Source organism: Pseudomonas putida, assembly GCA_029953615.1.
GTDB lineage: Bacteria > Pseudomonadota > Gammaproteobacteria > Pseudomonadales > Pseudomonadaceae > Aquipseudomonas.
This window is the reverse complement of the sequence record CP124529.1, coordinates 1,222,481-1,247,378: the sequence shown is the minus strand read 5'-3', so window position 1 is coordinate 1,247,378 and position 24,898 is coordinate 1,222,481. Positions and strand designations below refer to the sequence as shown.

Annotated in this window: 21 protein-coding genes and 1 pseudogene; 9 read left to right on the top strand and 13 right to left on the bottom strand. The window is 64.3% G+C overall.

Annotated elements, in window-relative coordinates:
* Positions 1-76: 76 nt before the first annotated feature.
* From QIY50_05695 to QIY50_05655, 9 genes and pseudogenes are all read right to left on the bottom strand, one after another.
* A complete protein-coding gene (locus QIY50_05695) occupies positions 77-3,121 on the bottom strand; it encodes a multidrug efflux RND transporter permease subunit (GenBank protein WGV21724.1) in 3,045 nt (1,014 codons plus the stop codon).
* A 12-nt stretch (positions 3,122-3,133) separates the two neighbouring features.
* Entirely contained in the window at positions 3,134-4,282 is a 1,149-nt protein-coding gene (locus QIY50_05690) for an efflux RND transporter periplasmic adaptor subunit (GenBank protein ID WGV21723.1), read from the bottom strand.
* A gap of 194 nt (positions 4,283-4,476) precedes the next feature.
* Positions 4,477-5,574: a DUF1513 domain-containing protein gene (locus QIY50_05685; protein ID WGV21722.1), complete on the bottom strand. Its 1,098-nt coding sequence runs from the start codon at positions 5,572-5,574 to the stop codon at positions 4,477-4,479.
* 2 nt (positions 5,575-5,576) lie between these two features.
* Positions 5,577-6,641, bottom strand: coding sequence for an imelysin family protein (locus tag QIY50_05680; GenBank protein WGV21721.1), 1,065 nt, complete (start codon positions 6,639-6,641; stop codon positions 5,577-5,579).
* Positions 6,642-6,661: 20 nt separating this feature from the next.
* Positions 6,662-8,089, bottom strand: a complete 1,428-nt coding sequence (locus QIY50_05675) for a di-heme oxidoredictase family protein (GenBank protein ID WGV21720.1) — start codon at positions 8,087-8,089, stop codon at positions 6,662-6,664.
* A gap of 216 nt (positions 8,090-8,305) precedes the next feature.
* A complete protein-coding gene (locus QIY50_05670; GenBank protein ID WGV21719.1) occupies positions 8,306-9,643 on the bottom strand; it encodes an imelysin family protein in 1,338 nt (445 codons plus the stop codon).
* A gap of 158 nt (positions 9,644-9,801) precedes the next feature.
* Positions 9,802-11,856 carry an EAL domain-containing protein gene (locus QIY50_05665; protein WGV21718.1) on the bottom strand — a complete coding sequence of 685 codons (2,055 nt, stop codon included), beginning with the start codon at positions 11,854-11,856 and terminating at the stop codon, positions 9,802-9,804.
* A gap of 247 nt (positions 11,857-12,103) precedes the next feature.
* Positions 12,104-12,701 (bottom strand): annotated as a pseudogene (locus QIY50_05660) (Fe-Mn family superoxide dismutase).
* A 309-nt stretch (positions 12,702-13,010) separates the two neighbouring features.
* The gene (locus QIY50_05655; protein WGV21717.1) at positions 13,011-13,610 is read right to left on the bottom strand and encodes a LysE/ArgO family amino acid transporter; all 600 of its coding nucleotides are present in this window, start codon (positions 13,608-13,610) and stop codon (positions 13,011-13,013) included.
* Positions 13,611-13,707: 97 nt separating this feature from the next.
* Here QIY50_05655 and QIY50_05650 point away from each other — a divergent pair, with 97 nt between their 5' ends.
* The 3 genes from QIY50_05650 to QIY50_05640 all read left to right on the top strand — a co-directional run bounded on the left by QIY50_05650 (position 13,708) and on the right by QIY50_05640 (position 16,600).
* Positions 13,708-14,598 (top strand): LysR family transcriptional regulator ArgP, encoded by an 891-nt coding sequence (locus QIY50_05650; GenBank protein ID WGV21716.1) that lies wholly within the window; start codon positions 13,708-13,710, stop codon positions 14,596-14,598.
* Between the two features lie 49 nt (positions 14,599-14,647).
* On the top strand, positions 14,648-15,643 hold the full coding sequence (locus QIY50_05645) for an NAD(P)-dependent oxidoreductase (protein ID WGV21715.1): 996 nt from the start codon (positions 14,648-14,650) through the stop codon (positions 15,641-15,643).
* An 87-nt stretch (positions 15,644-15,730) separates the two neighbouring features.
* Complete coding sequence (locus QIY50_05640; protein ID WGV21714.1) at positions 15,731-16,600, top strand: ATPase; 870 nt, start codon at positions 15,731-15,733, stop codon at positions 16,598-16,600.
* A 108-nt stretch (positions 16,601-16,708) separates the two neighbouring features.
* Here QIY50_05640 and QIY50_05635 read toward each other — a convergent pair whose 3' ends face one another.
* Positions 16,709-17,758 carry an alkene reductase gene (locus tag QIY50_05635; protein ID WGV21713.1) on the bottom strand — a complete coding sequence of 350 codons (1,050 nt, stop codon included), beginning with the start codon at positions 17,756-17,758 and terminating at the stop codon, positions 16,709-16,711.
* 17 nt (positions 17,759-17,775) lie between these two features.
* On the bottom strand, positions 17,776-18,078 hold the full coding sequence (locus QIY50_05630) for a helix-turn-helix transcriptional regulator (protein WGV21712.1): 303 nt from the start codon (positions 18,076-18,078) through the stop codon (positions 17,776-17,778).
* A gap of 150 nt (positions 18,079-18,228) precedes the next feature.
* Here QIY50_05630 and QIY50_05625 point away from each other — a divergent pair, with 150 nt between their 5' ends.
* Positions 18,229-18,813 (top strand): ACP phosphodiesterase, encoded by a 585-nt coding sequence (locus QIY50_05625; protein ID WGV21711.1) that lies wholly within the window; start codon positions 18,229-18,231, stop codon positions 18,811-18,813.
* Positions 18,814-18,937: 124 nt separating this feature from the next.
* On the opposite strand, the gene QIY50_05620 is transcribed toward QIY50_05625, so the two are convergent.
* Both QIY50_05620 and olsB read right to left on the bottom strand, forming a co-directional pair.
* The gene (locus tag QIY50_05620) at positions 18,938-19,726 is read right to left on the bottom strand and encodes a lysophospholipid acyltransferase family protein (GenBank protein WGV21710.1); all 789 of its coding nucleotides are present in this window, start codon (positions 19,724-19,726) and stop codon (positions 18,938-18,940) included.
* Positions 19,726-20,481, bottom strand: coding sequence for an L-ornithine N(alpha)-acyltransferase (gene olsB / locus QIY50_05615; GenBank protein WGV21709.1), 756 nt, complete (start codon positions 20,479-20,481; stop codon positions 19,726-19,728). Before olsB ends, QIY50_05620 begins: the two co-directional genes overlap by 1 nt.
* 159 nt (positions 20,482-20,640) lie before the next feature.
* Between olsB and QIY50_05610 the strand changes: the two genes are divergently transcribed.
* The 5 genes from QIY50_05610 (at position 20,641) to QIY50_05590 (ending at position 24,855) form a co-directional block, all read left to right on the top strand.
* A complete protein-coding gene (locus tag QIY50_05610) occupies positions 20,641-21,528 on the top strand; it encodes an acyl-CoA dehydrogenase (GenBank protein ID WGV21708.1) in 888 nt (295 codons plus the stop codon).
* Between the two features lie 168 nt (positions 21,529-21,696).
* Positions 21,697-22,704, top strand: a complete 1,008-nt coding sequence (locus QIY50_05605; protein ID WGV21707.1) for a serine hydrolase — start codon at positions 21,697-21,699, stop codon at positions 22,702-22,704.
* 69 nt (positions 22,705-22,773) lie between these two features.
* Positions 22,774-23,070, top strand: coding sequence for an amidase (locus QIY50_05600; protein WGV21706.1), 297 nt, complete (start codon positions 22,774-22,776; stop codon positions 23,068-23,070).
* A gap of 44 nt (positions 23,071-23,114) precedes the next feature.
* On the top strand, positions 23,115-23,696 hold the full coding sequence (locus QIY50_05595; protein ID WGV21705.1) for a YceI family protein: 582 nt from the start codon (positions 23,115-23,117) through the stop codon (positions 23,694-23,696).
* A gap of 1 nt (position 23,697) precedes the next feature.
* Positions 23,698-24,855 (top strand): phosphatidylserine/phosphatidylglycerophosphate/cardiolipin synthase family protein, encoded by a 1,158-nt coding sequence (locus QIY50_05590; GenBank protein ID WGV21704.1) that lies wholly within the window; start codon positions 23,698-23,700, stop codon positions 24,853-24,855.
* Positions 24,856-24,898: the final 43 nt, after the last annotated feature.

Sequence of the window (24,898 nt, the reverse complement as noted above, 5' to 3'; positions counted from 1 at the left end):
GTTCCCACAGGTACTGCACAGGACCCGAACCTGACGCTGTGCCTGTGGGAGCGGGCGAGCCCGCGAAGAGGCCGGATCAGGCTACAGCGGGTTCCCTGGCTTTCGCCTTGTGCGCAAGCAAGGTGTAGACGCAAGGCAACACAAACAGGGTAAACAGCGTGCCGATCGACATACCGGTGGCAATCACCGTGCCGATGTCAAAGCGGCTGACCGCCCCCGCCCCGGTTGCCAGAATCAGCGGCACCATGCCGAATACCATCGCCGCCGTGGTCATCAGCACCGGGCGCAGGCGAATCGCCGCAGCTTCCTCGATCGCCTCACGCACGCTCAGGCCGCGTTCCTCGCGCAGCTGGTTGGCGAACTCGACAATGAGGATGCCGTGCTTGCTGATCAGCCCGATCAGCGTTACCAGCCCCACCTGGGTGTAGATGTTCATGCTCGATAGACCAAGGAACAGCGGCAACAGCGCGCCACAGATCGACAACGGCACCGTCACCAGAATCACCAGCGGGTCGCGGAAGCTTTCGAATTGCGCCGCCAGCACCAGGAAGATGATTGCCAACGCCAGGCCGAAGGTTACCCACAGTGCGCTGCCTTCCTGCACGTACTGGCGGGCCGCGCCGGCATAGTCGAAAGCGAAGCCTTCCGGCGCCTCTTCGCGGGCGATAGCCTGTACGGTCTGCAGCGCCTCGCCGAGGCTGACCATGGGCACACCCTGGATGATTGCCGAGTTCAGTTGCTGGAACTGGTTGAGCTGGCGCGGGCGGGCGCGGTCGCTGAGGGTGATCAGGGTGGATAGCGGTAGCAACTGGCCCTGGTCGTTCTTCACGTAGTAGTTGTTCAGCCAGCCGGGGTTGTCGCGGTAAGGCCGCTCGACCTGGGCGATCACTTTGTAACTGCGGCCTTCGAGGGTGAAACGGTTGATCTCCGCCTCGCCCAGCAAGGTCGCCAGGGTGCTGCCCAAGGTGTCCATCGACACGCCCATCTGCGCCGCCTTGGCCCGGTCGATATCCACCACTACTTCGGGCTTGTCGAAGGCCAGGTCAATGTCGAGGAAGGCGAACTTGCCGGATTCCTGGGCGCGAGCCTTGATGCGCTGGGCCACATCCAGCAGTGCCGGGTAGTCACCAGCGCTGTTGATCACGAACTGGAATGGCAGGCCCTCGCCGGTGCCGGGCAGCGACGGCAGGTTGAAGCCGAAGATCTGCAGACCGCTGATTTCCTCAAGCTTGCGCTGTACCAGCGGCAGCAGTTCCATCTGCGTGCGCTCGCGCTCGTTCCAGGGCTTGAGCAGGAAGCCGCCGATGCCGGTCTGCACGCCGTTGAAACCGTTGATCTGGAACGACGAGTAATACTCGGGGAACGCCTTGAACAGCGGGGTGAACTGGTCGGTGTAGGCGTTGAGGTAATCAAGGTTGGCCGGCTGCGGCGAGCTGCTCATCATGAAGATCACGCCCTGGTCCTCGTTGGGCGCCAGTTCGTTCTGGGTAAACTTCAGCAGTACCGGAATCAGGCACAGGATGATAACGGCAAACACCAGCACGACCGGCCGGCTGTCGAGGGTGGCGTGCAACAGACGCTGGTAGCGCACCTTCAGGCGTTCGAACAGCACGTCCAGGCGATGGGCCAGGCCACTGGGGTTCTGCTCCCGGCGCAACAACAGCGCGCACATCATCGGTGACAGGGTGAGGGCGACGATGCCGGAGATGATCACCGCACCGGCCAAGGTCAGGGCAAACTCCTTGAACAGTGCGCCGGTAAGCCCGGTCAGGAAGCCGATCGGCGCGTACACTGCCGCCAGGGTGATGGTCATCGACACCACCGGCATGGCGATTTCGCGGGCACCCTCGAGGGCCGCTTCGAACGGCGACTTGCCTTCCTCCATGTGCCGGTGGATGTTCTCTACCACGACGATCGCATCATCCACCACCAGCCCGATGGCCAGCACCATGGCTAGCAGGGTCAGCAGGTTGAGCGAGTAACCCATCATCTGCATGAAGAACAGCACGCCGATCATCGACAGCGGGATGGTCACCACCGGGATCAACACCGAACGCAGGGCGCCGAGGAACAGAAACACCACGACGATGACGATCAGCACGGCTTCACCGAGGGTCTTGATCACTTCGTCGATGGAGGCCTGGATGAACAGCGTGGCGTCGTAGGCGATCGATACCTTCAGCGCCGAGGGCAGCTGGCTTTCCAGCTCGGGCATGATGCGCCGCACTTCCTTGATGACGTCCAGCGGGTTGGCGGCTGGCGTGGCCTTGATGCCGATGTACACCGACGGGGTGCCGTCGAACGAGCTGACCGTGTCGTAGTTTTCTGCCCCCATCTCGACCCGTGCCACGTCGCCCAACAGCACGCGGCTGTCACCATTGATCTTGACCGGCAGGGCGGCGAACGCCTCGGCCGACTTCAGTTCGGTGCTGGCGTTGATGCTGGTGACCACGTATTCGCCTTTTACCTCGCCGGCGGCAGAGAGGAAGTTGTAGCGCCGCACGGCGTTGGTCACATCGGTGGCCGACAGGCCGAAGCCTGCCAGTTTCACCGGGTCGATCCAGATGCGCATGGCGAACACCTGGTTACCGAGGATCTCCGCTTCGGCCATGCCCGGCAGGGTTGCCAGCTTGGGCTGGATCACCCGTGACAGGTAGTCGGTGATTTGCGGGTTGCTCATCTCCTTGCTGTAGAAACTGATGTACATCAGTGCCGAGGCATCGGCGGCTTCCTTGCTCAGTACCGGGTCTTCCGAGTCCTGCGGCAGCTTGTTGCGTACTTCGTTGGCCTTGGCCAGCAGCTCGGTGAACAACCGGTCGCTGTCAGCGCCGATGCGTGCGTAGATGGAGATGATCGAGAAATTCTGCCGGCTCACCGAGGTCATGTAGTCGATGCCTTCGGCGCTGGCCAGGCTTTGCTGTAGCGGCTGGGTGATATAGCCCTGGATGGTCTCGGCGTTGGCACCGGGGTAGGCGGTGGTTACCGTGATCAGGGCGTTTTCCATTTGCGGGTACTGGCGGATCTGCAGCTTGTTCCAGGCCTGGAAGCCCAGCAGCAGGATCAGCAGGCTGACCACGCTGGCCAGCACCGGGCGACGGATGAACGGGTCGGTGAACGCCATGCCAGCCTCCTGTCAGTCCTTGCCCGGCGCGCCCTGGGCGGGCTTGAGGGCTTTGTCCTGGCCGATGCGGATCGCGGCGCCGGGGGTGAGCTTCAGTTGGCCGGCGGTGACCACCTGTTCCCCGGCCTGCAACCCCTTGCTGACCACCACCACGCCGTCACGGCGCTCGCCGGTCTGTACCGTGCGCTGTTCTGCGGTGAGCTGCGGCTGGCCCTTGTCGTCGTTTACCGGCTTGCCGTCCTTGTCCTTTTTCGGCGTGGCGACATACACCGAGTTGCCATAGAGGGTGTAGGTGATGGCGCTTTCCGGCACGACCACTTGTGGCTGCGGGTTGGGCAGCAGGATCAGCAGGCTGGCGAACATGCCCGGCAGCAACTTGCCGTCCGGGTTGGCCATGGTCGCGCGCACCAGCATGTTGCGCGTGGTTTCCTCGACCTTGGGGTTGATGGCGCTGAGGCTCGCGGGGAAGGTCTGGCCCGGGTAGGCGGCTACCTGCACCAGCACTTGCTGGCCCAGGCTCAGGCGAGGCAGGGCTTGTTCCGGTACGTTGAAGTCGACGTACAGGCTGGAGGTGTCCTGCAGGGTGGCAATCACCGTGCCGGCGGCCAGATAGTCGCCGACGTCCACCTGGCGAATGCCGATGGTGCCGCTGAACGGGGCGCTGATGCTTTTCTTGGTCTTCGATGCCTTGAGCTGGTCGACCACCGCCTGATTGCGCCGATACTGGGCGGTGAGGCGGTCGAACTCGCCGCGGGAAATGGCCGAATCACCAACCAGCTGGCTGCCACGGCCGAAATCGACCTTGGCCAGGCCGAGGTCGGCCTGGGCGGTGCCGAGCAGGGCGGTTTCCTGGTCGTCGTTGAGTTGCAGCAGCAGTTGCCCGGCCTTGACCTGCTGCCCCGAGTCGAAGTGCAGCGCCTTGACGATGCCTTCCACCTCCAGGCTCAGTTCCACGCCCTGTAGCGCCTTGAGGCTGCCAACGGCGGGCAGGCGCTCTTGCCATGGGCGCTGTTCGGCGAAGGCGGCCGCCACGGTGATGGGCGGCTTGGGGGCAGTGAACATCTGGATCTGCTGGTAGATCGAAAAGGCTTTGTAGCCCCCCAGGGCCAGCACGATCAGCAGAACCACGGCCAACATGGTGAGCATGCGGCGGCGCAGCATAGGTCCGGTTCCTTGGATGCGGTTGTTATTCGTTTAGACACGACAACGGGCGATCCTGCCCACGTGGTTGGGGGAATTATTGACTGTTTTCTGGGGGAAGGGGAGTGAAATGCCTGTGCTGGCCTCTTCGCGGGCACGCCCGCTCCCACAGGAACCGCGCAGTCAGCGGGTTACGCGGTCCCTTATAGAAAAAATCAGACCAGATGCAGGTGGTTGTCCCAGAACCCGGACGGCAGGTTCATCGGTTGCCCGACCAGCTCGGCCTTGCGGCAATCATAGAACCGGCAACGGCCCTGCCCGGAGGTGACGACAAAACCGTCCTGCACCGCGCCCACCCCCGCGCAATCGGGCATCGGCGCATCCAGCCGCACCGCGCCGCTGTCCAGGTCCCATATGAACAGGCGGTTGGCCCGTGGCGCGGTCAGCGCTACCAGCCGCAGCTCGCTGTGGATAGCCACGCTGGCGGTGTACTGGGCCATGGCCTGCAACTGCCGCTCCGGCACCGGGAAAGCTTTGAATGGTTCGCCCGGGCGCTTGATCGCCAGCAGTTCGGCGGTTTCATCGGCATCGCCCATGAATTGCTGGCAGGCGGCGATGGTGCCATCGCTACCCACCGCCAGGTGGCGCACGCTGTTCATCTGCTGGGCCAGGGTTTCCTTGCTCAGCAGGGTGCCGTCGCGCTGCATCAGCACAAGGCTCGGTTCCATGGCGTCGAGGTTCATCTCCACCCGGCTTTCGGCTTCGGTGCGGATACCGCCGTTGGCCACGACCAGCGTCTCGCCGTCCGGCAACCAGGCCACTTCGTGCGGGCCGATGCCGTGGGTCGGGATTTCGCCGCTGTGCACAAGGCGCTCGCCTTCGAAGCGGTAAACGCCGAGTACGCCACGCCCCGGGTCGGTGGTGTCGTTCTCGGTGGCATACAACCATTCGCCGCTTTTGTGAATGACTGCGTGGCCGTAGAAGTGCCGGTTCGGCTGCGAGGTGACGGTCTGCAGCAGGCGCCCGTCGCGCAGGTCGACCAGGTAGCTTTCGGTGCCGGGACGGCGGGCGACGAACAGGGCGATCGGCAGTTGCGGGTGATGGATGATGGCATGGCAACGTTGGGCAACCTGGGTGCTGAACACCTGGGTGCCGTCCAGGCGGAACCCGACCGCATAGTGCTTTCCGTCGCCGTCGTCACGCGCCGACAGCAGCAGGGGCTCGCTGCCTTTGTTGCGGAACAGGCTCCAGCCGCCCAGGGTGAGGGCGCTGAGCAATACGCTACCGAGTTTGAGGGCCTGGCGTCGCAGCATGATCAGTCACCGTCGTTGGCATTGAAGCCCAGCTGGATGTTCAACGCCTTGGCCAGCTCGCCTTCGTGCAAGCGGTGGACGGCGTTGAGGCTGTCGTAGATCTGGTTCAGGGTTTGCTGACCGGCGTCGTCGGCCAGCAGCTCGCCCAGGGTCTTCTGGTTGTCGGCCAGCAGCTTGAGCGAGGCAGCGTAGGCGGCGTCGATCTTGTCCGCCAGGGCTTTCTGGTCGCTGGACAGCAAGCCGCGCAGGCCCTGGTTGTCGACCCCGACCCAGACTGCTTCGGCGGCCTTGAGGCTGGCCTCCAGGCTCTTCAGCGAGCTGTGGCTGCGCCAGGCTTCGGCCTGCAGTGGCTGCGGGATACCCTTGCTCTGACGGCCCATCGGCGCACCGAGTTTTTTCTTCAGGCTGTCCAGGGCGGTGACCTGGGCGCGCAGCAGGTCGGCGATGGCCTCGTGGGAGTCGGCGTAGCGCTGGTTGGGGAACTTGGTCATCTGCGAGAGCATGCCGTCGGTGCTGTTCCAGCCCTTGAGGATCTCCTCGGCCAGGGCCTTCTGGTGTTCACCGATGGCCACCAGCAACGGGCAGTAGCGGGCTTTCTGCTCGGCAGTGGCGATGTCCGGCTTGCTGTCGAACAGGATGTACTCGTAGGCCGACAGGCCACGTACCACCACGCTGGCCTTGCCCAGGGCCGCGGCATCGACCGGCTGGTCGGCGTTGACCAGTTGCTCGACCTGGCGGCCGACCAGGTTCTTCTTGTCGGGCCAGAACTGTACCTGCCAGGCGCGGTTGCCTTCGGCCAGCGGGCCGACCAGCAGCGGTTGCAACTCGGCCCAGGCCTTTTGCGCGTTGAGGAAGTCGGCGCGAGCCTTGTCCAGGGTTTCCTTGCCTTCGCAGTAGGCCAGGGCGCTGGCGGCCAGAGTGCGGTCGGCCTCGACCCAGCGGCTGTAGGTGGGCAGGATCACCTGTTTGGCGATGGCAGCGGAGGTCACGGCTTGCGGGTCCTGCGGTGAGCAGGCGCCGAGGGCGAGTGCGGCGAGGCTGGTGAACAACAGTTTGGGTCGGAACATGCCCGGCTCCTTTGCGCTTTTTAAAGTGAGTTCAGGAACGCCAGCAACGCGGCACGCTGCTCGGCATTGAAAGTGAGTACGAAGTTGCGTGCCGCCTCGGCCTCGCCACCGTGCCAGAGCACGGCTTCGAGCAGGTTGCGGGCACGGCCGTCGTGCAGGAACTGGCTGTGGCCACTGACCGTCTCGCTCAGGCCGATGCCCCACAGTGGCGGGGTGCGCCAGTCCTGGCCGTTGGCAGCGAATTCGGTGCGCTCGTCGGCCAGCCCCGGGCCCATGTCATGCAACAGCAGGTCGCTGTAGGGGCGGATCAGCTGGTTGGCCAGCTCAGGCTCGGCGGCATTGGCGGCGGTGGTGAACTGCGGCGTGTGGCAGCCCTGGCAGCCGGCCTGGTAGAACAGGTTCTTGCCCGCCAGCACCTGCGGCGAGCCTACGTCGCGGCGGGCCGGCACGGCCAGGTTGCGGGTGTAGAAGGTGACCAGCCGCAGGATGTTGTCGCTGACTTCCTTCTCGCCATCGGCACCGTCGCCGTTGGGCGCGGCCAGGCAGTCGGCCTGCGCCGGCGTGCAGTCATCGTTGGGCTGCAGGGTGGTGGTCAGGCCCATGTCACCGGCAAAGGCGTGCACGTTCTGCTGGTTGACGTTGGGCTGCCCGGCCTTCCAGCCGAAGCGGCCGACCACGGTCTTGCCCTGGGCGTCGTCCCACACCCGGTTGGCCCGGCCGCGGATACCGTCGTGGTTGCGGTCGTCGGGGTCTTCATTGGCCAGCAGGTCGCTTTCAGGGATGGCTTCGAGCAGGCCCAGGCCGATCATCGGCGGCGCCACCCGTGCCGAAAAGCGCGTGTCAGGATGCATCACGCCATAGCCGAGCTGGGTGATCTGCAGGGCCGGCTTGCGCAACTCGACCTGGTGGCCGTCCTCGAACGACACCGTTTCGCTGGTGTAGCTCACCCGCACCTTGCCTTCCGGCATCACGCCGGGGATGGCCATGTCCTGCAACTGGGTACCATAGACTGGCTCCGGCACCACGCCGAGGCGTTCGACCACCTTGGCCAGGTAGGGCTGGTCGGGGATCGACAGGCGTACCAGCATCGATACGGCGTTGCTGTCGCCCGGCTCTGGCGGGTGACCGCGGCCGTCGCGCACGTGGCAGTTCTGGCAGGCATTGGTGTTGAACAACGGGCCCAGGCCGTCACGGGCGGTGGTGGTGGACGGGGCGATCACCCAAGGGTTGCGGAAGAAGCTGTTGCCGACGGCGAAGTCCAGGCGCCGCTCGGGCGAAAGGTTGGCCGAGGGCAGGGAATAGGCATTGCGGTCAGTGCGCTGCACGGTGGCTTTGCCGCCCGACAACGCTTCGCCAGGCTCGGCCTGGGTGAAACGCGGGGCGTCGTCACAGGCGGTGAGGGCAAAGGCCAGCAGCAGCGGGGAGAGTCGGGGCAGCGACAAGGACATCGAGAATCCTGGGCGTGAGCGAAAAACCGGCGTGCAAGCTTAGCAGGGTGATGAAGTTTGAATAAGAGCAATTTGCAATTGCTGGATGAAATCGGTGTCAGTTGGCCATGTTCATTTGTTGCCTGTGCCGGCCTCTTCGCGGGTTAACCCGCGAAAAGGCCGGCACAGAAAAAAGGCGACCCGAAGGCCGCCTTTTTCAGAACCGCTACAGCAGGATCAGAACTCGTGATCTGCGGTATCCGGGTTCAGGTTGGCAATGCCCAGCTTGCCCGCGGCCTGCTCGATCGCACCGGTCTGCTTGACCAGGGCGGCGATGGCGTCACGCACGATCTGGTTGCCGGCGGCATTGTCGGCAGCGATCAGCTGGTCGTAGTGCTCGCCCTTGAGGGCGTGGTCGACGATCACCTGGATCTTGGCTTCGGTGGCTTCCAGGTCGGCCTTGAGGGTGGCGTCGGTGGCCGGGTCAACCTTGGCCACCAGCGACGACAGGCTCGGGCCGGTCACCTTGCTGCCGTCCGGGCGAGTGTACTCGCCCAGGTAGACGTTGCGGATACCCTTGGCGTCGTAGAAGTGCGAGTAGTGGGTGTTGTCGCTGAAGCAGTCGTGCTCGTCTTCCGGCGAGTTGGCTTCCAGCGAAACCTTCATGCGCTCGCCAGCCAGTTCACCCAGCGACAGGCTGCCCATGCCGAACAGCATCTTGCGCAGGCCGTCGTTGACCGACTCGGCTTCCAGCTTGGCGCGGTAGTTGTCGGCCACGTTCGGTGCCCAGTTGCCGACCATCTCTTCGAGGTCCTTGACCAGCAGGTCGGTGACTGCCTTCAGGTAGGCACGGCGGCGGTCGTTGTGGCCGCCGGTGGCGCCGTTGCCTTCCAGGTAGTCCGAGGCCGGACGGTTGCCCGCGCCTGGGCCGGTGCCGTTGAGGTCCTGGCCCCACAGCAGGAACTCGATCGCGTGGTAGCCGGTGGCGACGTTGGCTTCGGAACCGCCCAGCTCGTTCAGGCTGGCCAGCTTCTCGGGGGTGATGTCCTTGACGTCGATTTTCTCTTCGCCCACCTGGATTTCGGTGTTGGCGATGATATTGGCGTTGGCCGCCGGGTTGCCCAGGGCGTGCTCGTAGCTCTTGTCGACGTAGTCGATCAGGCCTTCGTCCAGCGGCCAGGCGTTCACCTGGCCTTCCCAGTCGTCGATGATGGTGTTGCCGAAGCGGAAGGCTTCGCTTTGCAGATACGGAACGCGCGAGGCGACCCAGGCTTCCCTGGCGGCCTTCAGGGTTTCGTCGTTGGGCTTGGCCAGGAACGCGTCGACTGCGCTCTGCAAGGCCTTGGCGGTGCTCAGCGAGTCGCTGTAAACGGCGTAGACCAGCTCTGCGTAATGTTTGACCACGGCTTTGCCGGCAGCTTCGTCGACAGCCCCGGGTGCTGCAGCGGTGGTGCTGGCGGCAGCAGGTGCCTGGGCTTGCGGCGCGGCGGCCTTGTCGTCCTTGCCTTCACCGCAACCGGCGAGAGCGATGGCAATGGCCAGCAGACTGGCGGAGGCCAGAGGCATTCGAATCATTGTTGGTTTTCCTGCGTCGTGTGGTTGGACCAAGGGGGAGACCGTGCGCCGTGGCACGCGAAACGGCAACATCATGCGAAAGATTTGCATTTGCTGTAAAGGGGGCGGGCGTGCAAATCGTGTAAATGCCGGTCACGGCCGGTAACCGGGCAGGCGGGTCAGAACATTGAAACCCGGTTGCGCTGCGCCTGCTTGAGGAAGTTGGTCAGCTCTCGGGCCGACAGCGGCTTGCTGTAGTGGTAGCCCTGGCCTTCGTGGCAGCCCTGGGCGACGATGTAGGTTTCCTGTTCGGCGGTTTCCACGCCCTCAGCGATCACCTGCATCCCCAAGCTCTTGCCCAGCTGGATGATGGCACGAACGATGGTGGCGTCGTCATCGTCGTCCAGAAGGTCCTGGACGAAGCTCTTGTCGATCTTGATCTTGTCCAGCGGCAGCGATTTCAGGTAGCTGAGCGACGAATAGCCGGTGCCGAAGTCGTCGATGGCAATCAGTGCCCCGGAGCGGCGCAGGCTCAGCAGGTGCTGGGCGGCAGTGCTGATGTCTTCCATCAGGCCGGTCTCGGTGACTTCCAGTTCCAGGCTGCGTGGCGGCAGGCGGTAGGCCTGCAGCAGGTTGTTGACCACCCGCGGCAGTTCGTTGTGGTGCAGCTGCACGGTGGACAGGTTGACTGCCATGCGCAAGTCGCTGAAGCCCATGTCATGCCATTCGCGCAGCTGTCGGCACGCCTGGTCGAGCACCCATTCGCCGATGCTGATGATGCTGCCGTTCTGTTCGGCGAGGGGGATGAACTGGTCCGGCGGCACCATGCCCAGCTCCGGATGCTGCCAGCGCAGCAGTGCCTCGACACCGACCACGCTGTGGTCGCGGTAACTGATCTGTGGCTGGTACACCAGGTATAGCTGGTTGCGCGCCAGCGCTTCGCGCAAGTCCTTTTCCAGCTCGCGACGGCGGCGCATCTCACTGTCGACGCTGGCGATGTAGAACTGGTAGCGGTTGCGCGAACGGGCCTTGGCCAGGGTCATGGTCTGTTCGGCTTTTTGCAGTAGCTTCTCGGTGCTGTCACCGTCTTCCGGGAACAGGGTGATGCCGATGGTGGCGCGCAGGCGGATCTGCTGGTGGTGGTCGAGGTCGAATGGCACTTCCAGGTCGTCGAGGATGCTCTGCGCCAGTTCGGCCGCCTCGTAGGGCTGCTCGATATTGGCCTGCACCAGGGCGAACTGGTCACCACCCAGCCGAGCCAGGGCGCCCAGGCGGCCACTGTGGGCGCGCAGGCGGTCGGCCAGGGCCAACAACAATTGATCGCCGACCTGGTAGCTGAATTGCTCGTTGATGCCCTTGAAGTCGTCCAGGCCGACGCATAACACCGCCACGCGATGTTGCAGGCGGCGGCCGTCGACGAGGATCTTGTCCAGTTGCTGCTGCAGCTGCTGGCGGTTGGGCAGGCCGGTGAGGAAGTCGTACTGGGCCATGCGTTGCAGGCTGTTCTCTGCTTCGTGGCGCAGGTGGGTGTTGCGCTCGATCGAGGCCAGCAGCTGGTTGGCGGTATTTACCCACAGGCCCAGCTCGTTCTTCTCGTGGCCCTTGAGCAGCGGCAGCTGGTGCTGGCTGGGGCGGTCGGGGTTGATCTGGGTGAGGTGCTCGATGATCTTCGACAGCGGTTTGGTCAACAGCCAGTGATAGATCAGGTACAGCACCAGGCCCATGGCCAGGGCCCGCAGCACGCCGGAAATGAAAATGATTACGGCGTTGATGAGGAAGTCTTCGCCGTAGGACGACGTATCGAGGGTAATGCTCAGGTCGCCGTAGTATTCGCTGTAGGGGCCGCGGCCGACCAGTTGCGTGGTGTAGGTACGTTCCTGGCCGAGGATAAGGTCGGTCAGCCAGCGCATGGACATGTCCTGCAGCGGGCGGGACTTTTCTGCCAGCATGGTTTCGTTGGGGTGGCCGATGGAGGCCATGCGTACCGATTCGTCCTGGAACAGGCCTTCCATCACCTGCATGCCCATTTCGCGGTCGAGGCTATATACCGCCTGGGTCGAGGGGTCGCGGAACATGTCGAGGATGCGCTGGGCATCATTGTTCACGGCCTGGCGGGTCTTGTAGGTGTCATAGACAATTTGCGCACAGCTGAGCACGACACCGACCGCCAGCGCCGACAGCAGCACGACCCTGAGCAACTTGACCGACAAGCTGTTCCGCAATTCCAGCTTCAATGGGGTTTCCTTAATCCACGCGCATGGCATCATTTTGCCATCAACGATGACGATACACTACCGGCCGACCATCAGTAGTGTATCGGTTGCCTGACCCCGCAACTTGAATGCGCTGTATCAATCTTCCAGAGGTTTGATGTTAGCGTGCTATACGGGCTGAGCAAGCAAAACCGTAATGGGTTTTCCGCGGGTACAGGCATAAAAAAACCCGGCACCGGGCCGGGTTTTTCGTTCAGGGCTGAATGACTCAGGCCTTGAAGGTCTTGCCTTCGAACTGTTCGGCAACGAAAGCCCAGTTGACCAGGTTCCAGAATGCCTCGACGTACTTCGGACGCAGGTTGCGGTAGTCGATGTAGTAGGCGTGCTCCCAGACGTCGCAGGTCAGCAGCGGGGTGTCGCCGCTGGTCAGCGGGCAGCCGGCACCGATGGTGCTGGCCAGGGCCAGGGAACCGTCAGCCTTCTTCACCAGCCAGCCCCAGCCGGAGCCGAAGGTGCCAACCGAAGTCTTGGTGAACTCTTCCTTGTAACTTGTCGAAGGAACCGAAAGCGGCGTTGATGGCGTCAGCCAGGGCACCGGTCGGCTGGCCACCGGCGTTTGGTGCCAGGCAGTTCCAGTAGAAGGTGTGGTTCCAGACTTGAGCGGCGTTGTTGAAGATGCCGCCCGAAGAGCTCTTGACGATCTCTTCCAGGGTCTTGCCTTCGAATTCGGTGCCTGGGACCAGGTTGTTCAGGTTCACGACATAGGTGTTGTGGTGCTTGTCGTGGTGATACTCCAGGGTTTCCTTGGAGATGTGCGGCTGCAGGGCATCGTGGGCGTACGGCAGCGGCGGCAATTCAAAAGCCATGGTAGATCTCCTGATTCAGGTCTGTTTGCGGTTTGCGCAAGGCCGATCACGGGCGGCCCGATGAGCGTCTGCGAGTTTGTACTCTTTGCGACGCAAGGGCTGGATCATAGCACCGGGTCCGGCGCATAACCACGCAACAAACATAGGGAATAGAGGTTCCAGAGCGGGAGGGGTGTGCCGACTGGTGGCGTCAGCTATTGCCTGCAAGGGCCTCATCGCCGGCAAGCCGGCTCCCACAGGGATATCACCGACCTCAGGCCTGGTGATATCCCTGTGGGAGCCGGCTTGCCGGCGATAGGGCCCTTGATGTCAGTTGAAGATCAACTGCGCCGCCACTGCAAACATCATCACCGCCACCATCAGGTCGAGCATGCGCCAGGTCGCCGGCCGCGCCAGCCACGGTGCCAGCCAGGCCGCGCCGATCGCCAGGGTCGAGAACCACAGCAGCGAGGCACTGGCGGCGCCGGCCACATAGGCACCAGGTGCGGTCTGCTGGGCGCCCAGCGAGCCGATCAGCAACACCGTGTCGAGGTACACGTGCGGGTTCAGCAGGGTCACTGCCAGGGCGCTGAGCAGCACGGCACGGCGCGAGCGCATGCCCTGGCCTTGCTGGTGCTGCAGGCTCTGCTGGGAACAGGCACTGCGCAAGGCCTTGGCGCCGTACCAGACCAGGAACAGCGCACCGCCCCAGCGCGCCACCGCCAGCAAGGTCGGGTTATGCGCCAGCACGGTGGCCAGGCCGAACACCCCGGCAGCCACCAGGACGGCGTCACAGACGATGCACAGTGCCGCCACCGGCAAATGATGCTCGCGGCGCAAGCTCTGGGCGAGGACGAAGGCGTTCTGTGCACCGATGGCCATGATCAGGCCGAAGGCCACGAGCATGCCGTTGAGATAGCTTTGCCACATGGCGTGCTCTCCAAAGAGTCCAAAAGATGCTGGCCATTGTGCTGAACCGCGCTGTATAAGAAAAACAAATAGAGCTGATCTGTCATTAGGAAAATCGATGTTCGACTACAAGCTGCTGGCCGCCCTCGCGGCGGTGATCGAACAGGGCGGTTTCGAGCGCGCGGCGCAGGTGCTGGGCTTGTCGCAGTCGGCTATCTCCCAGCGCATCAAGCTGCTCGAGGCGCGGGTCGGCCAGCCGGTGCTGGTGCGTGCCACGCCGCCCAGCCCGACCGAGGTCGGCCGCCAGTTGCTCAACCATGTGCAGCAGGTGCGCCTGCTCGAACGCGACTTGCAGCGCCAGGTGCCGGCGCTGGACGAGGAGGGCATGCCAGAGCGCCTGCGCATCGCCCTCAACGCCGACAGCCTGGCCACTTGGTGGGCCGGTGCGGTGGGTAACTTCTGCGCACAGCAGAATGTGCTGACCGACCTGGTGGTTGAAGACCAGGAAGTGGGCCTCAAGCGCATGCGTGCGGGCGAAGTGGCGGCCTGCCTGTGTGGCAGCGAACGGCCGGTGGCCGGGGCGCGCAGCCTGCCACTGGGCGCCATGCGCTACCGCGCGCTGGCCAGCCCCGGGTTCATGGCGCGGCATTTTCCGCACGGCTTTACCGCCTGCCGCCTGGCCCGTACCCCGGCGATCGTGTACGGCCCGGACGACTTCCTGCAGCACCGCTACCTGGCATCGTTGGGCATCGAGGACGGGTTTCTGCACCACTTGTGCCCGTCGTCCGAAGGTTTCCTGCGCATGACCGAAGCCGGCCTGGGCTGGGGCCTGGTGCCCGAACTGCAGGCTCGCGAGCAACTGGCCAGCGGCCAGTTGGTGGAAATCTGCAGCGATACCCCCATCGACGTGCCGCTGTACTGGCATCATTGGCGCAATGGCGGGCAACTGCTCGCGCAACTGACCGACCACCTGCGGCACACCGCACGGCAATGGCTGGTGCCCTTGTAGCCACGGCTGGCGTCAGTTGCATCTGAAATCTGGCAAGACGGAGTCTTACATGCGAATTCTGGTCACCGGCGCGAGTGGCTTCATTGGTGGGCGCTTTGCGCGCTTTGCCCTTGAGCAGGGCCTGGACGTGCGGGTCAGCGGTCGTCGTACCGAAGGGGTCGAGCACCTGGTCAAGCGCGGCGCCCAGTTCATTCCCGGCGACCTGGGTGATGCCGATCTGGCCCGGCGCCTGTGCCAAGGCGTCGAGGCCGTGGTGCACTGCGCTGGCGCAGTGGGCAACTGGGGGCGCTACCAGGACTTCCACCAAGGCAATGTGGTGGTTACCGAAAACGTGGTCGAGGGCTGTCTGAAGGAACACGTACGCCGGCTGGTGCACCTGTCATCGCCGTCGATCTACTTCAATGGCCGCTCGCGCCTGGATATCCGTGAAGACCAGGTGCCGCGCCGCTTCCACGACCACTACGGGCAGACCAAGTACATGGCCGAGCAGAAAGTGTTCGGTGCCCAGGAGTTCGGCCTCGAGGTGCTGGCGCTGCGCCCGCGCTTCGTCACCGGCGCCGGCGATGCCAGTATCTTCCCGCGGCTGATGCAGATGCAGCGCAAGGGGCGGGTGGCGATTATCGGCAACGGCCTGAACAAGGTCGACTTCACCAGCGTGCACAACCTCAATGAAGCGCTGCTCAGCGCCTTGTTCGCCGACGACCGGGCGCTGGGCCAGGCCTACAACATCAGCAACGGCCAGCCGCTGCCGCTGTGGGATGTGGTCAACTATGTGATGCGCCAGATGCAGTTGCCGCAGGTTACCCGTTACCGTGCCTACGGCCTGGCATACAGCCTGGCCGCGCTGAACGAGGCAGCCTGCATGTTGTGGCCGGGGCGCCCGCAACCGACCTTGTCGCGCCTGGGGATGCAGGTGATGAGCCGCGATTTCACCCTGGATATCAGCCGCGCCCGGCAGTACCTGGACTACCAACCCAAGGTCAGCCTGTGGACGGCGCTGGATGAATTTTGTGCCTGGTGGAAGCATCAGCCGCCGGGGCAGTGAAACCGTCGCGCCGACAATGGACATCAATGCGCTGCGCTGGCGGTTTATACTCGTGCCTCTTTGCGACTACCGCGGTTGAATGTATCCATGCGTAACCATGCTCACGATGACTACGATGACGTGCCTACCTTGCGGGCGGGCACCCATGACGATGACGAACTGATGCCGGCGCACGTGGTGCGCAGCCGCCAGAAAGCCGCTCGCGGTGCCAGCACGGCGCCGCTGTGGGCATTGCTCGGGGCCTCGTTCATCGCCTTGGCGGGCCTTGGCTGGTGGAGCTTCCAGCAGATTTCGCTGATGGAGCAGCAACTGGTGGCGACCCAGGAAAGCTTCGCCCGCATCAGTGAAGAAGCGGCCGGGCGCCTGCAGGCGATCAGCGGCAAGGTGGCGGCCAGCGAATCCGGAGCGACCACAAACAGCGAGGCGTTGAAGCTGCAACTGCGTCAGTTGCAGAAAGGTGTGGCCGGGCAGACCGGCGACCTGGGCAAGCGCCTGGAGCAGGTGCTGGCCGATACCCGTGAACAGCAGAAGGTCGTGACACAGCTGCAAACCCAGTTGCAGGCGCAGCTGAAGGCGGTGAATGGCGAGCTGGCCGCGTTGCGCTCGGGCCAGGTCGATGGTGGCAAGCTGGATACCCAGTTCAAGGGCCTGAACGAACAGATTGCTGCGCTGAAGGCCGCGCAGGTGGATGGCGCCAAGCTGGACGGGCAGCTCAAGAGCCTGGGCAGCGAGGTGGCAGCGCTGAAGAAGCAGGGTAACCCGAGCGCGGCCATCCAGGACCTGGAGCAGGACATCCTGGTGCTCAAGAGCCAGATCGACAACCGCCCGGCAGCTTCGTCGGCGGGTGGTGCTTCGGTGCAGGAGTTCGATGCGTTCCGGGCGCAGACGACCCGCAACCTGAATACCCTGCAGAGCCAGATCCAGAACCTGCAGCAGCAGATCAACGCCCGGCCATGAAATCACCTGAGCCTTCTTCGCGGGCACGCCCGCTCCCACAGGTACAGCGACAAGCTTGAAGATTGTGCTGATCCTGTGGGAGCGGGCGTGCCCGCGAATGGCCCTCGATCACAACCGCGGATAGTCGATATACCCCACCGGCCCTTTGGCATAGAAGGTCTCCGGCCGCGCCTCGTTCAACGGCGCATCCGCTGCCAGCCGTGCCGGCAGGTCAGGGTTGGCGATGAACGGCACGCCAAACGCCACCGCATCGGCCTTGCCACTGGCCAGGGCCGCATTGGCACTGGCCTTGTCAAACCGCTCGTTGACGATGTACGGGCCACCGAACGCTTCCTTGATCAGCGGGCCGATGCTGTCATCGGCTTCCTTTTCCCGCGAGCAGATGAACGCAATGCCGCGCTTGCCCAGTTCGCGGGCCACGTAGGTAAAGGTTTCGGCGCGGTCTGCGTCGCCCATGTCATGGATATCGGCACGCGGCGACAGGTGCACGCCAACACGGCTCGCGCCCCACACCTCGATGGCCGCATCGGTCACTTCCAGCAGCAGCCGCGCACGGTTTTCCAGCGAGCCGCCGTAGCGGTCGGTGCGCTGGTTGGTGCTGCTCTGCAGGAACTGGTCGAGCAGGTAGCCGTTGGCACCGTGGATCTCCACCCCATCGAAACCGGCAGCCTTGGCATTCTCGGCACCGCTGCGGTAGGCCTCGACGATGTCGATGATTTCTTCGCTTTCCAGCGCGCGCGGAGTTGGGTAATCGCTGAGCGGGCGTACCAGGCTTACATGGCCCTTGGGCTGGATCGCGCTAGGTGCTACCGGCAGCTCGCCGTTCAGGTAGCTGGGGTGGGAAATGCGGCCAACGTGCCACAGTTGCAGGAAGATGCGCCCGCCAGCGGCATGCACGGCTTTGGTCACATTGTTCCAGCCACGCACCTGTTCGTCGTTCCAGATACCGGGGGTATCCGGGTAGCCGACGCCCATGGCGCTGACCGAGGTCGCCTCGCTGAGAATCAGCCCGGCGCTGGCGCGCTGCACGTAGTACTCGGCCATCAGCGCGTTGGGTACGCGGCCTTCGTCGGCCCGGCAGCGGGTGAGCGGGGCCATGATGATGCGGTTGGGCAACTGCAGGTCGCCCAGGGTGATAGGATCGAAAAGCGTGGTCATGACGGTTACCTGCCTGTTCAGAGTGCTTGGCGCAGTTGTTCGAGAAACGCCTGGATGGTGGTTTCGTTGCGTTTGAAGAAGTGCCATTGGCCGATCTTCTGGCTGCTGATCAGCCCGGCGCGTTGCAATGTGGCCAGGTGGGCGGAGACGGTTGACTGCGAGAGGCCGCAGCGTTGGTCGATCTGCCCGGCACACACACCGTTCTCGGTGCTGTGGTACTGGTCGGGAAATTGCGTTGCCGGGTCCTTCAGCCAACTGAGGATTTCTCGCCTGACCGGGTGGGCCAGTGCTTTTATGATTTCGTCGAGATCGAGAGGCATGGGTTGAGGCTCGTTGTAGCGGTATATCGCGATGGAACGAAATGTAAATCGTGGTTTCCCGATATACAAATACGAAGAGGTTCTGAACTGAGCGCGAATCGTTATATCGCGTTATAACGATATGCGGGCTGGCGGTGCTAGACTGCGCTCATGAACTACCTTGCACACCTGCACCTGGGCGGCCCGGCGCCGCAACAACTGCTTGGCAGCCTGTATGGCGATTTCGTCAAAGGTTCGCTGGAAGGGCGTTTTCCGCCCGCGCTGGAGGCAGCGATCCGGCTGCACCGGCATATCGACAGCTATACCGACCAGCATCCGTTGGTGATGGCGGCACTGGCGCGTTTTCCTCGGGAGCGGCGGCGCTTTGCCGGTATCGTTCTGGATGTGTTTTTCGACCATTGCCTGGCGCGGCATTGGCGTGATTATGCCGAGCAGCCGCTGGAGCAGTTCACCGGGGACTTTTATCGGGTATTGCTGGCGGAGCCCGAGTTGCCGGGGCGGCTGGCGCGGATTGCGCCGCTCATGGCGGCGGATGACTGGCTGGGGGCGTATGGCGACTTTGCCACGCTGGAGCAGGTGTTCAACGGCATCGCCCGGCGCTTGTCGCGGCCGGAGGGGATGGTTGGGGTGATGGGGGAGCTGGAGCGGTTGTATGAGCCATTGCTGGCGGACTTCAGGGCGTTTTATCCGCAGTTGCAGGCCTTTGCGGCGGCGGGGCGGAAGTCTGACAGTTAGTTCTGCGCAGGCTTATTCGCGGGCTTGCCCGCTCCCACAGGTATGGCGCAGTTCTCAGGATATGCGCGCGGACCCTGTGGGAGCGGGCAAGCCGCGAAAAGGCCGTTACTGGCAGTGCAAGTACTCAGGCAGCCCGCGCCTGCCGCCGTGGCGCCAACTCAACGTCTTCAACTCCGAACAACGCCAGGTGAATCGCCTGCTGCGCCTGCAACGCCAGCACCGCTCGTTCCTTGCCCACACTGCCAATCGGCTGCAGCAGCTGAATGCAAACCTCCCCTCGCGGCTGGGCGAACAGGCGCATCAGGTGTGACACCAGGTCATCATCACCAATGAACGGCGCAATCGGGTCGATCTGGCCTGCGCGCCGGTACTGGATGGCCACCGGCTGCACCGTCACGCCGCGGTCGATGGCGCCAGCCAGCAGGCGGCCGTGGAAGGTGCGCAGGGTACGGCCACTGGTCGTGGTGCCTTCCGGGAAGATCAGCAGCGGCCGAGAAAGACCCAGCTGCCCGGCGATCTGCTCGCGCAGGCGCTGGCTGTCGCCCCCGCCACGGCGGATGAACAGGGTGCCGGCCTTTTCCGCCAGCCAGCCGGCCAGCGGCCAGTGACGCACTTCGGCCTTGGACAGGAACGACAGCGGTAGCAACATGCCGAGCAGGGGGATATCGGTCCAGGAGACATGGTTGCTGACCCATAGCATCGGCCGCTGCGGCAGCTCACCGACCACCCGCACCTCGAAGGGCAAGGCAGCGACCAGGCGCTTCATAAACAGGCAGGACCAGCGTTGGCGGCGCTCGAGGGGCGCTTTGAACCCCAGATGCTCGCCCAGGGCGAGCACGCTGGCCATCAGCATGCCCAGCAGCAGTACCAGCAGCAGTCGAGTCAGGCGGGCCATTACCCGCAGCTTCGGCATCAGACCGCTGCCTTGAAGTGGCGGGCGTAGCGTGGGCACAGTTCGTCGCGCTTGAGCAGGATGAACACGTCGGCCACCTGGAAGTCTTCGTCCCAGCACGGCTCGCCGCAGATCTTCGCGCCCAGGCGCATGTACGCCTTGAGCAGCGGTGGCATTTCGGCGATGACGTTGTTTGGCAGGGCCAGGTTGGGCAACGGGTTCTTTGGCTCGGCGCGCAGGTGCTCGGTGCACAGGTAGCGCTCACGCAGGCGCTGCATCACTGCGTGGGCCTGTACCCCGCCATCTTGCATGGGGATGCTGGCGCAACCCATCAGGTAGCTGTAGCGGCCTTCGTTGAGTACTTCAGCCAGTTCGCCCCAGAGCACGGCGATGGTGCCGCCGTTGCGGTAGTCGGGGGCGACGCAGGTGCGGCCCAGCTCCAGGATCGGGCCTTGCAGCTGCAACAGCCCGTGCAGGCTGAACTCTTCTTCGCTATAGAAGCGGCCCAGGCTGCTGGCGGCCTGATGGTCCAGCAGGCGGGTGGTGGCAACCAGCTCGCCAGTGCTCAGGTCGCGTACGCCAATGTGGCGGCAATGCACGTCGTAGTCGTCCATGTCCAGGCCTTGCTCGGCTCCTTTGAGCCTGGCCTTGAATTCGGCGCTGAACACTTTGTAGCGCAGGGCCTGGGCTTCCTGCAGGGCCGCGGCGCCAACCAGGCGTTCGGCTTGCAGACGGCGTTCGGTGCTGTTGTCGCCAGCGTGAGCGATCCGAGTCATTACGAGTCTCCATAAGCCAGCCATGAAGGGTTGCGGCCGGTCGGCTTTGTTGTGCAAAGTCAGCCTAGGTAGATGGGGTGTCACCCCTGTGAATCTTTGGTGATGCTTGCGTGACACCCCCTGAGCCTCAATTGAAAGCCCCCCACTAGGAGCCGACCGATGGCCTGGCTGCAACGACTCAACGACCCGCTTCGCCAAGGGCTGGCGGGCACCCTGGGCGAAACCTATGCCGCGCTGCTCGAACGCCTTGGCCCGGTTGCCCCGTTCGAACTGGCGGTGCTCGGCGGGCGCGCGATGGCCACCCCGGGCCTGGCCTTCCTGGTCGGCTACCAGGCCGCCTTGCGCGTGCTGTGGCCCAGTGCTCCTCACAGCCTTGGTGCCCTGTGTGCTACCGAACGGCGCAGCGTGCGGCCGGCGGACATGCGCACGCGCCTGGACGGCTTGCGGCTGACCGGCAGCAAGGACTTCGTCACTGCAGGCCTGGAGGCGGAATGGCTGCTGGTGGCGGCGCGCAGCGAGGCGGCAGGCGCGGCGCCGCAGTTGAACCTGGCGGTGGTCTACCCTGGGGAGCCAGGAGTGACGCTGGAAGCGCTGCCGACCTTGCCGCTGATGCCGGAAGTGGGGCATGGGCGACTGGTGCTGGAGCAGGCGGCGTGCGAGTTGCTGGCCGGTGATGGTTGGGATGCCTATGTGAAGCCGTTCCGCTCGCTGGAGGACTTGTATGTGCTTGCGGCTTTGACGGCCTGGCTGTATGGCGTGGGGCAGGAGTGCGCCTGGCCACAGGCCCTGCGCCTGCAACTGCTTGGGCTGCTGGCCGGGTGTGCCGAGGGTAGCCGGCAGTGTGCCGATAGCGTTGGCTGCCATCTGTTGCTCGGGGGATTGTTCGCACAGTTCCAGGCACTGCGAGGGGAGATCGATGCAGCATTGGCGGCGGGGCCAGCGCAGTGGGCGCAGATCTGGCAGCGTGACCAGGGGGTGATGGCGCTGGCGGCGGCGGCGCGGGAGAAGCGGCTGAACAAGGCTTGGGCTGCTGCGGGATTGTCATGAATGCCTGTCAGATTTGTGTGATTCCATGAATCTTGGGGCCGCTTTGCGGCCCATCGCCGGCAAGCCAGCTCCCACAGGTACTGCACAAGGCTTGAGGTCGATGCGGTCGGTGTGGGAGCTGGCTTGCCGGCGATGGGCTGCATAGCAGCCCCAAAAAAGGCGGACATGATGAGGGCTCTCCTGCTGACACTGGCGATGCTGACGGGCTGCGCCTGGGCCGAAGCCTGGCCCGAACCCGACTGGCCAATCGACAACACCCCCCTCGACTGGCAAGCCGTCGACGCCTACGCCTTCCCCGCACGCCCCTCCGCCGAGCGCAGCGGCATCCGCACCGACGCCCTGCTGATCATCCGCGACGGGCGCATCCTCTACGAACGCTACGCCGCGCCCACCAGCGCCGCCACTGCCCACCTCACCTGGTCGATCAGCAAAAGCGTACTGGCCACGCTATTGGGCGTAGCCCATGGCGAAGGCCGCTTTCAGCTGCAGGACCCGGTCAGTCGCTTTTATCCGGCCATGCAGGCCCACCCTGGTGTGCGCATGGCCGACCTGCTGCATTGGGCCAGCGGCCTGGATTGGCAGGAAGACTACGAATACGCCCCGCTCAAATCATCAGTGGTTGCCATGCTGTATACCCGTGGCCGCGAGGACATGGCGGCCTATACGGCAGCGCGGGAAGCAGTGGCCAGCCCGGGCCAGCGGTTTCGCTATTCCAGTGGCGACAGCAACCTGCTGGCCGCCACACTGCGTGGCATGCTCGATGCCGGTCAGTACCACGACTACCCCTGGCAGGCGCTGTTCACCCCTTTGGGCATCGACAGCGCGGTATGGGAGCGTGACCGGGCAGGTACCTACCGTGGGCTCGTCCTACCTGTACCTCAGCGCTCGCGACCTGGCGCGGATCGGCCTGCTGATGCAGCGCGATGGGCGCTGGCAGGATCGGCAATTGCTGCCCAAGCCCTGGGTGGCCTTCAACCGCACGTTGTTTGCCAAAGCCGAAGCACTGCCCGGCGAGGCCAACCCCGGTGGCCACTGGTGGCTCAACCAGCCGCTGGCCGACGCTGCACGGCCTTGGCCGAGTGCGCCGGCAGACACCTATGCAGCCCTTGGCCACTGGGGCCAGGCGCTGTACGTGCTGCCCACGCAAAAGCTGGTGATCGTGCGTTACGCCGATGACCGCGACGGCAGCTACCAGCACGACGAGCTGCTCAAGCGGATACTCGCGGTGCTGGCCGGGGAGGGGGCATGAATCGAGTGCTGCTGGTGGTGGTGCTGGGGGTGGCGTACTGGGCCTGGCAGGAGCGCCAGGCTCTGGCGGACTTCCCTGGCATTCTTTCGGCCTACTCGGCCAAAGAGTATTGCTCGTGCCGCTTTGTCATGGGTTTCCAGCCGGCGTATTGCCAAGGCTACGTGAAGCAATGGCTGCCGTTGAGGCTTCTGGAGGAAGACCGCCAACAGCGGCAGGTCACCGCCGAAGGCCTGGGTCGACGCAACCAGGCTGCCTGGCAAGGCCCACGCGAGGGCTGCCGCTTGCTGCCGTGAAGGCGGGCGGGTAAGGTTGGCGGCCTGGTTTCACGAGATCTGTCATGTTCAAGCTGCCCCGCCTGCTGCCCGCCTTGTTGCTGGCTTTTTGCCTGCCCGCCCACGCCAACTGGCACCTTGATGGCGAGTCTTCGCGCCTTTCTTTCATTACCGGCAAGAACGGTAACAGCGCCGAAGTGCACCGCTTTCTGGTGTTGCATGGCACCGTCGACCGCAAGGGCGTGGCCGGGCTGAGCATCGAGATGGATTCGGTGAGCAGTGGCATTCCGCTGCGGGACGAACGCATGCGTGAGGACCTGTTCGAGGTCGAGCGCTTTGCCGAAGCCAAGGTGCAGGCGCAACTGGACCTGCGGCCGATCAACGACCTGGCCAACGGTGCCCAGATCGAACTGCGCCTGCCGCTGACCGTGACCCTGCACGGCCAGTCGCACAGCTACAACGCCTTGCTGCTGGCCACCCGCCTGGACGAGCGACGCTTCCAGGTGGTGACCCTTGAGCCTCTGGTGCTGCGCGCCGAGGATTTCGGCCTGCTGCCAGGCCTGCAACGCCTGCGCAAGTTCGCCGGGCTCAAGTCCATCAACCCATCGGTGCCGGTTAGCGCGGTGCTGATCTTCACCGCCCGCTGACATGCCGGGGCCGGTCTTTCCCTGGCGGGATGGCAACCAGTTCGAACTGCTGATCGACGGCCCCGAGTTTTTTCCGCGCATGCTCCTGGCGATCGTGCGCGCCGAGTTCCAGGTCGACCTGGAGCTGTACCTGGTCGAGGCCGGTGACTGCGCGGATGCGGTGGTCGAAGCGCTGGAGCAGGCTGCCCGACGCGGTGTGCGGGTGCGCTGCCTGTTCGACGACTACGGCTCGCTGGCGTTCAACAGCAAGTTGCGTCAGCGCCTGCTGGACGCCGGCGTATACCTGCGCTGGTACAACCGCCTGCGCTGGAAGCGTGGCCTGCGCAACCTGTACCGCGATCACCGCAAGTTGCTGCTGGTGGACGAGCGCTGGGCTGTGGTGGGCGGCACGGGCGTCACCGACGAGTTCTGGACGCCGGGCGAGGCGACCAGCGAATGGCACGAGGTGATGGTGCAGATGCAGGGGCCAGTGGTAAGCGACTGGCAGTTGCTGTTCGATCGCCAGTGGCACGCCAACAACCGTCGTACCGCCTGGCGCCCGGCCGAGGGCTTTGGCCTGCCACGCCTGCCAAAGGTGCCTGCGCAGGGGCAGGGCATGGGCCGGGTAGCCTATGCCGACGCCCGCCAGCACCAGGACATCCTGCATTCGCTGGTGCGGGCGATCAACAGCGGCAAGCAGCGAGTGTGGCTGGCCACGCCTTACTTCCTGCCGACCTGGAGCGTGCGCCGGTCGCTGCGCCGGGCTGCCGGCAAGGGGGTCGATGTGCGGCTGCTGCTGACCGGGCCACGCACCGATCACCCCTCGGTACGGTATGCAGGGCACCGCTATTACCCCCGTTTGCTGCGCGCCGGGGTGCGCATCTACGAGTACCAGCCGTGTTTCCTGCACCTGAAGATGGTACTGATCGACGACTGGGTGAGTATCGGCTCATGCAACTTCGATCACTGGAACCTGCGTTTCAACCTCGAGGCCAATATCGAGGCACTCGACCCGCCGCTGACGGCTGCCGTGCAGGCCAGTTTCGAGCGTGATTTCGCCTTGAGCGAGGTGGTCGACCTGAGCCACTGGAACGCCCGGCCTCTGTGGCGCCGGATCAAGCAGCGGTTGTGGGGTTTGCTGGACCGGCTGGTGGTCAACTTGCTCGACCGTCGCGACTGAGACCGGCTATCGTGCAGTGACTGTCTCAAGGCAATCGAAGGAG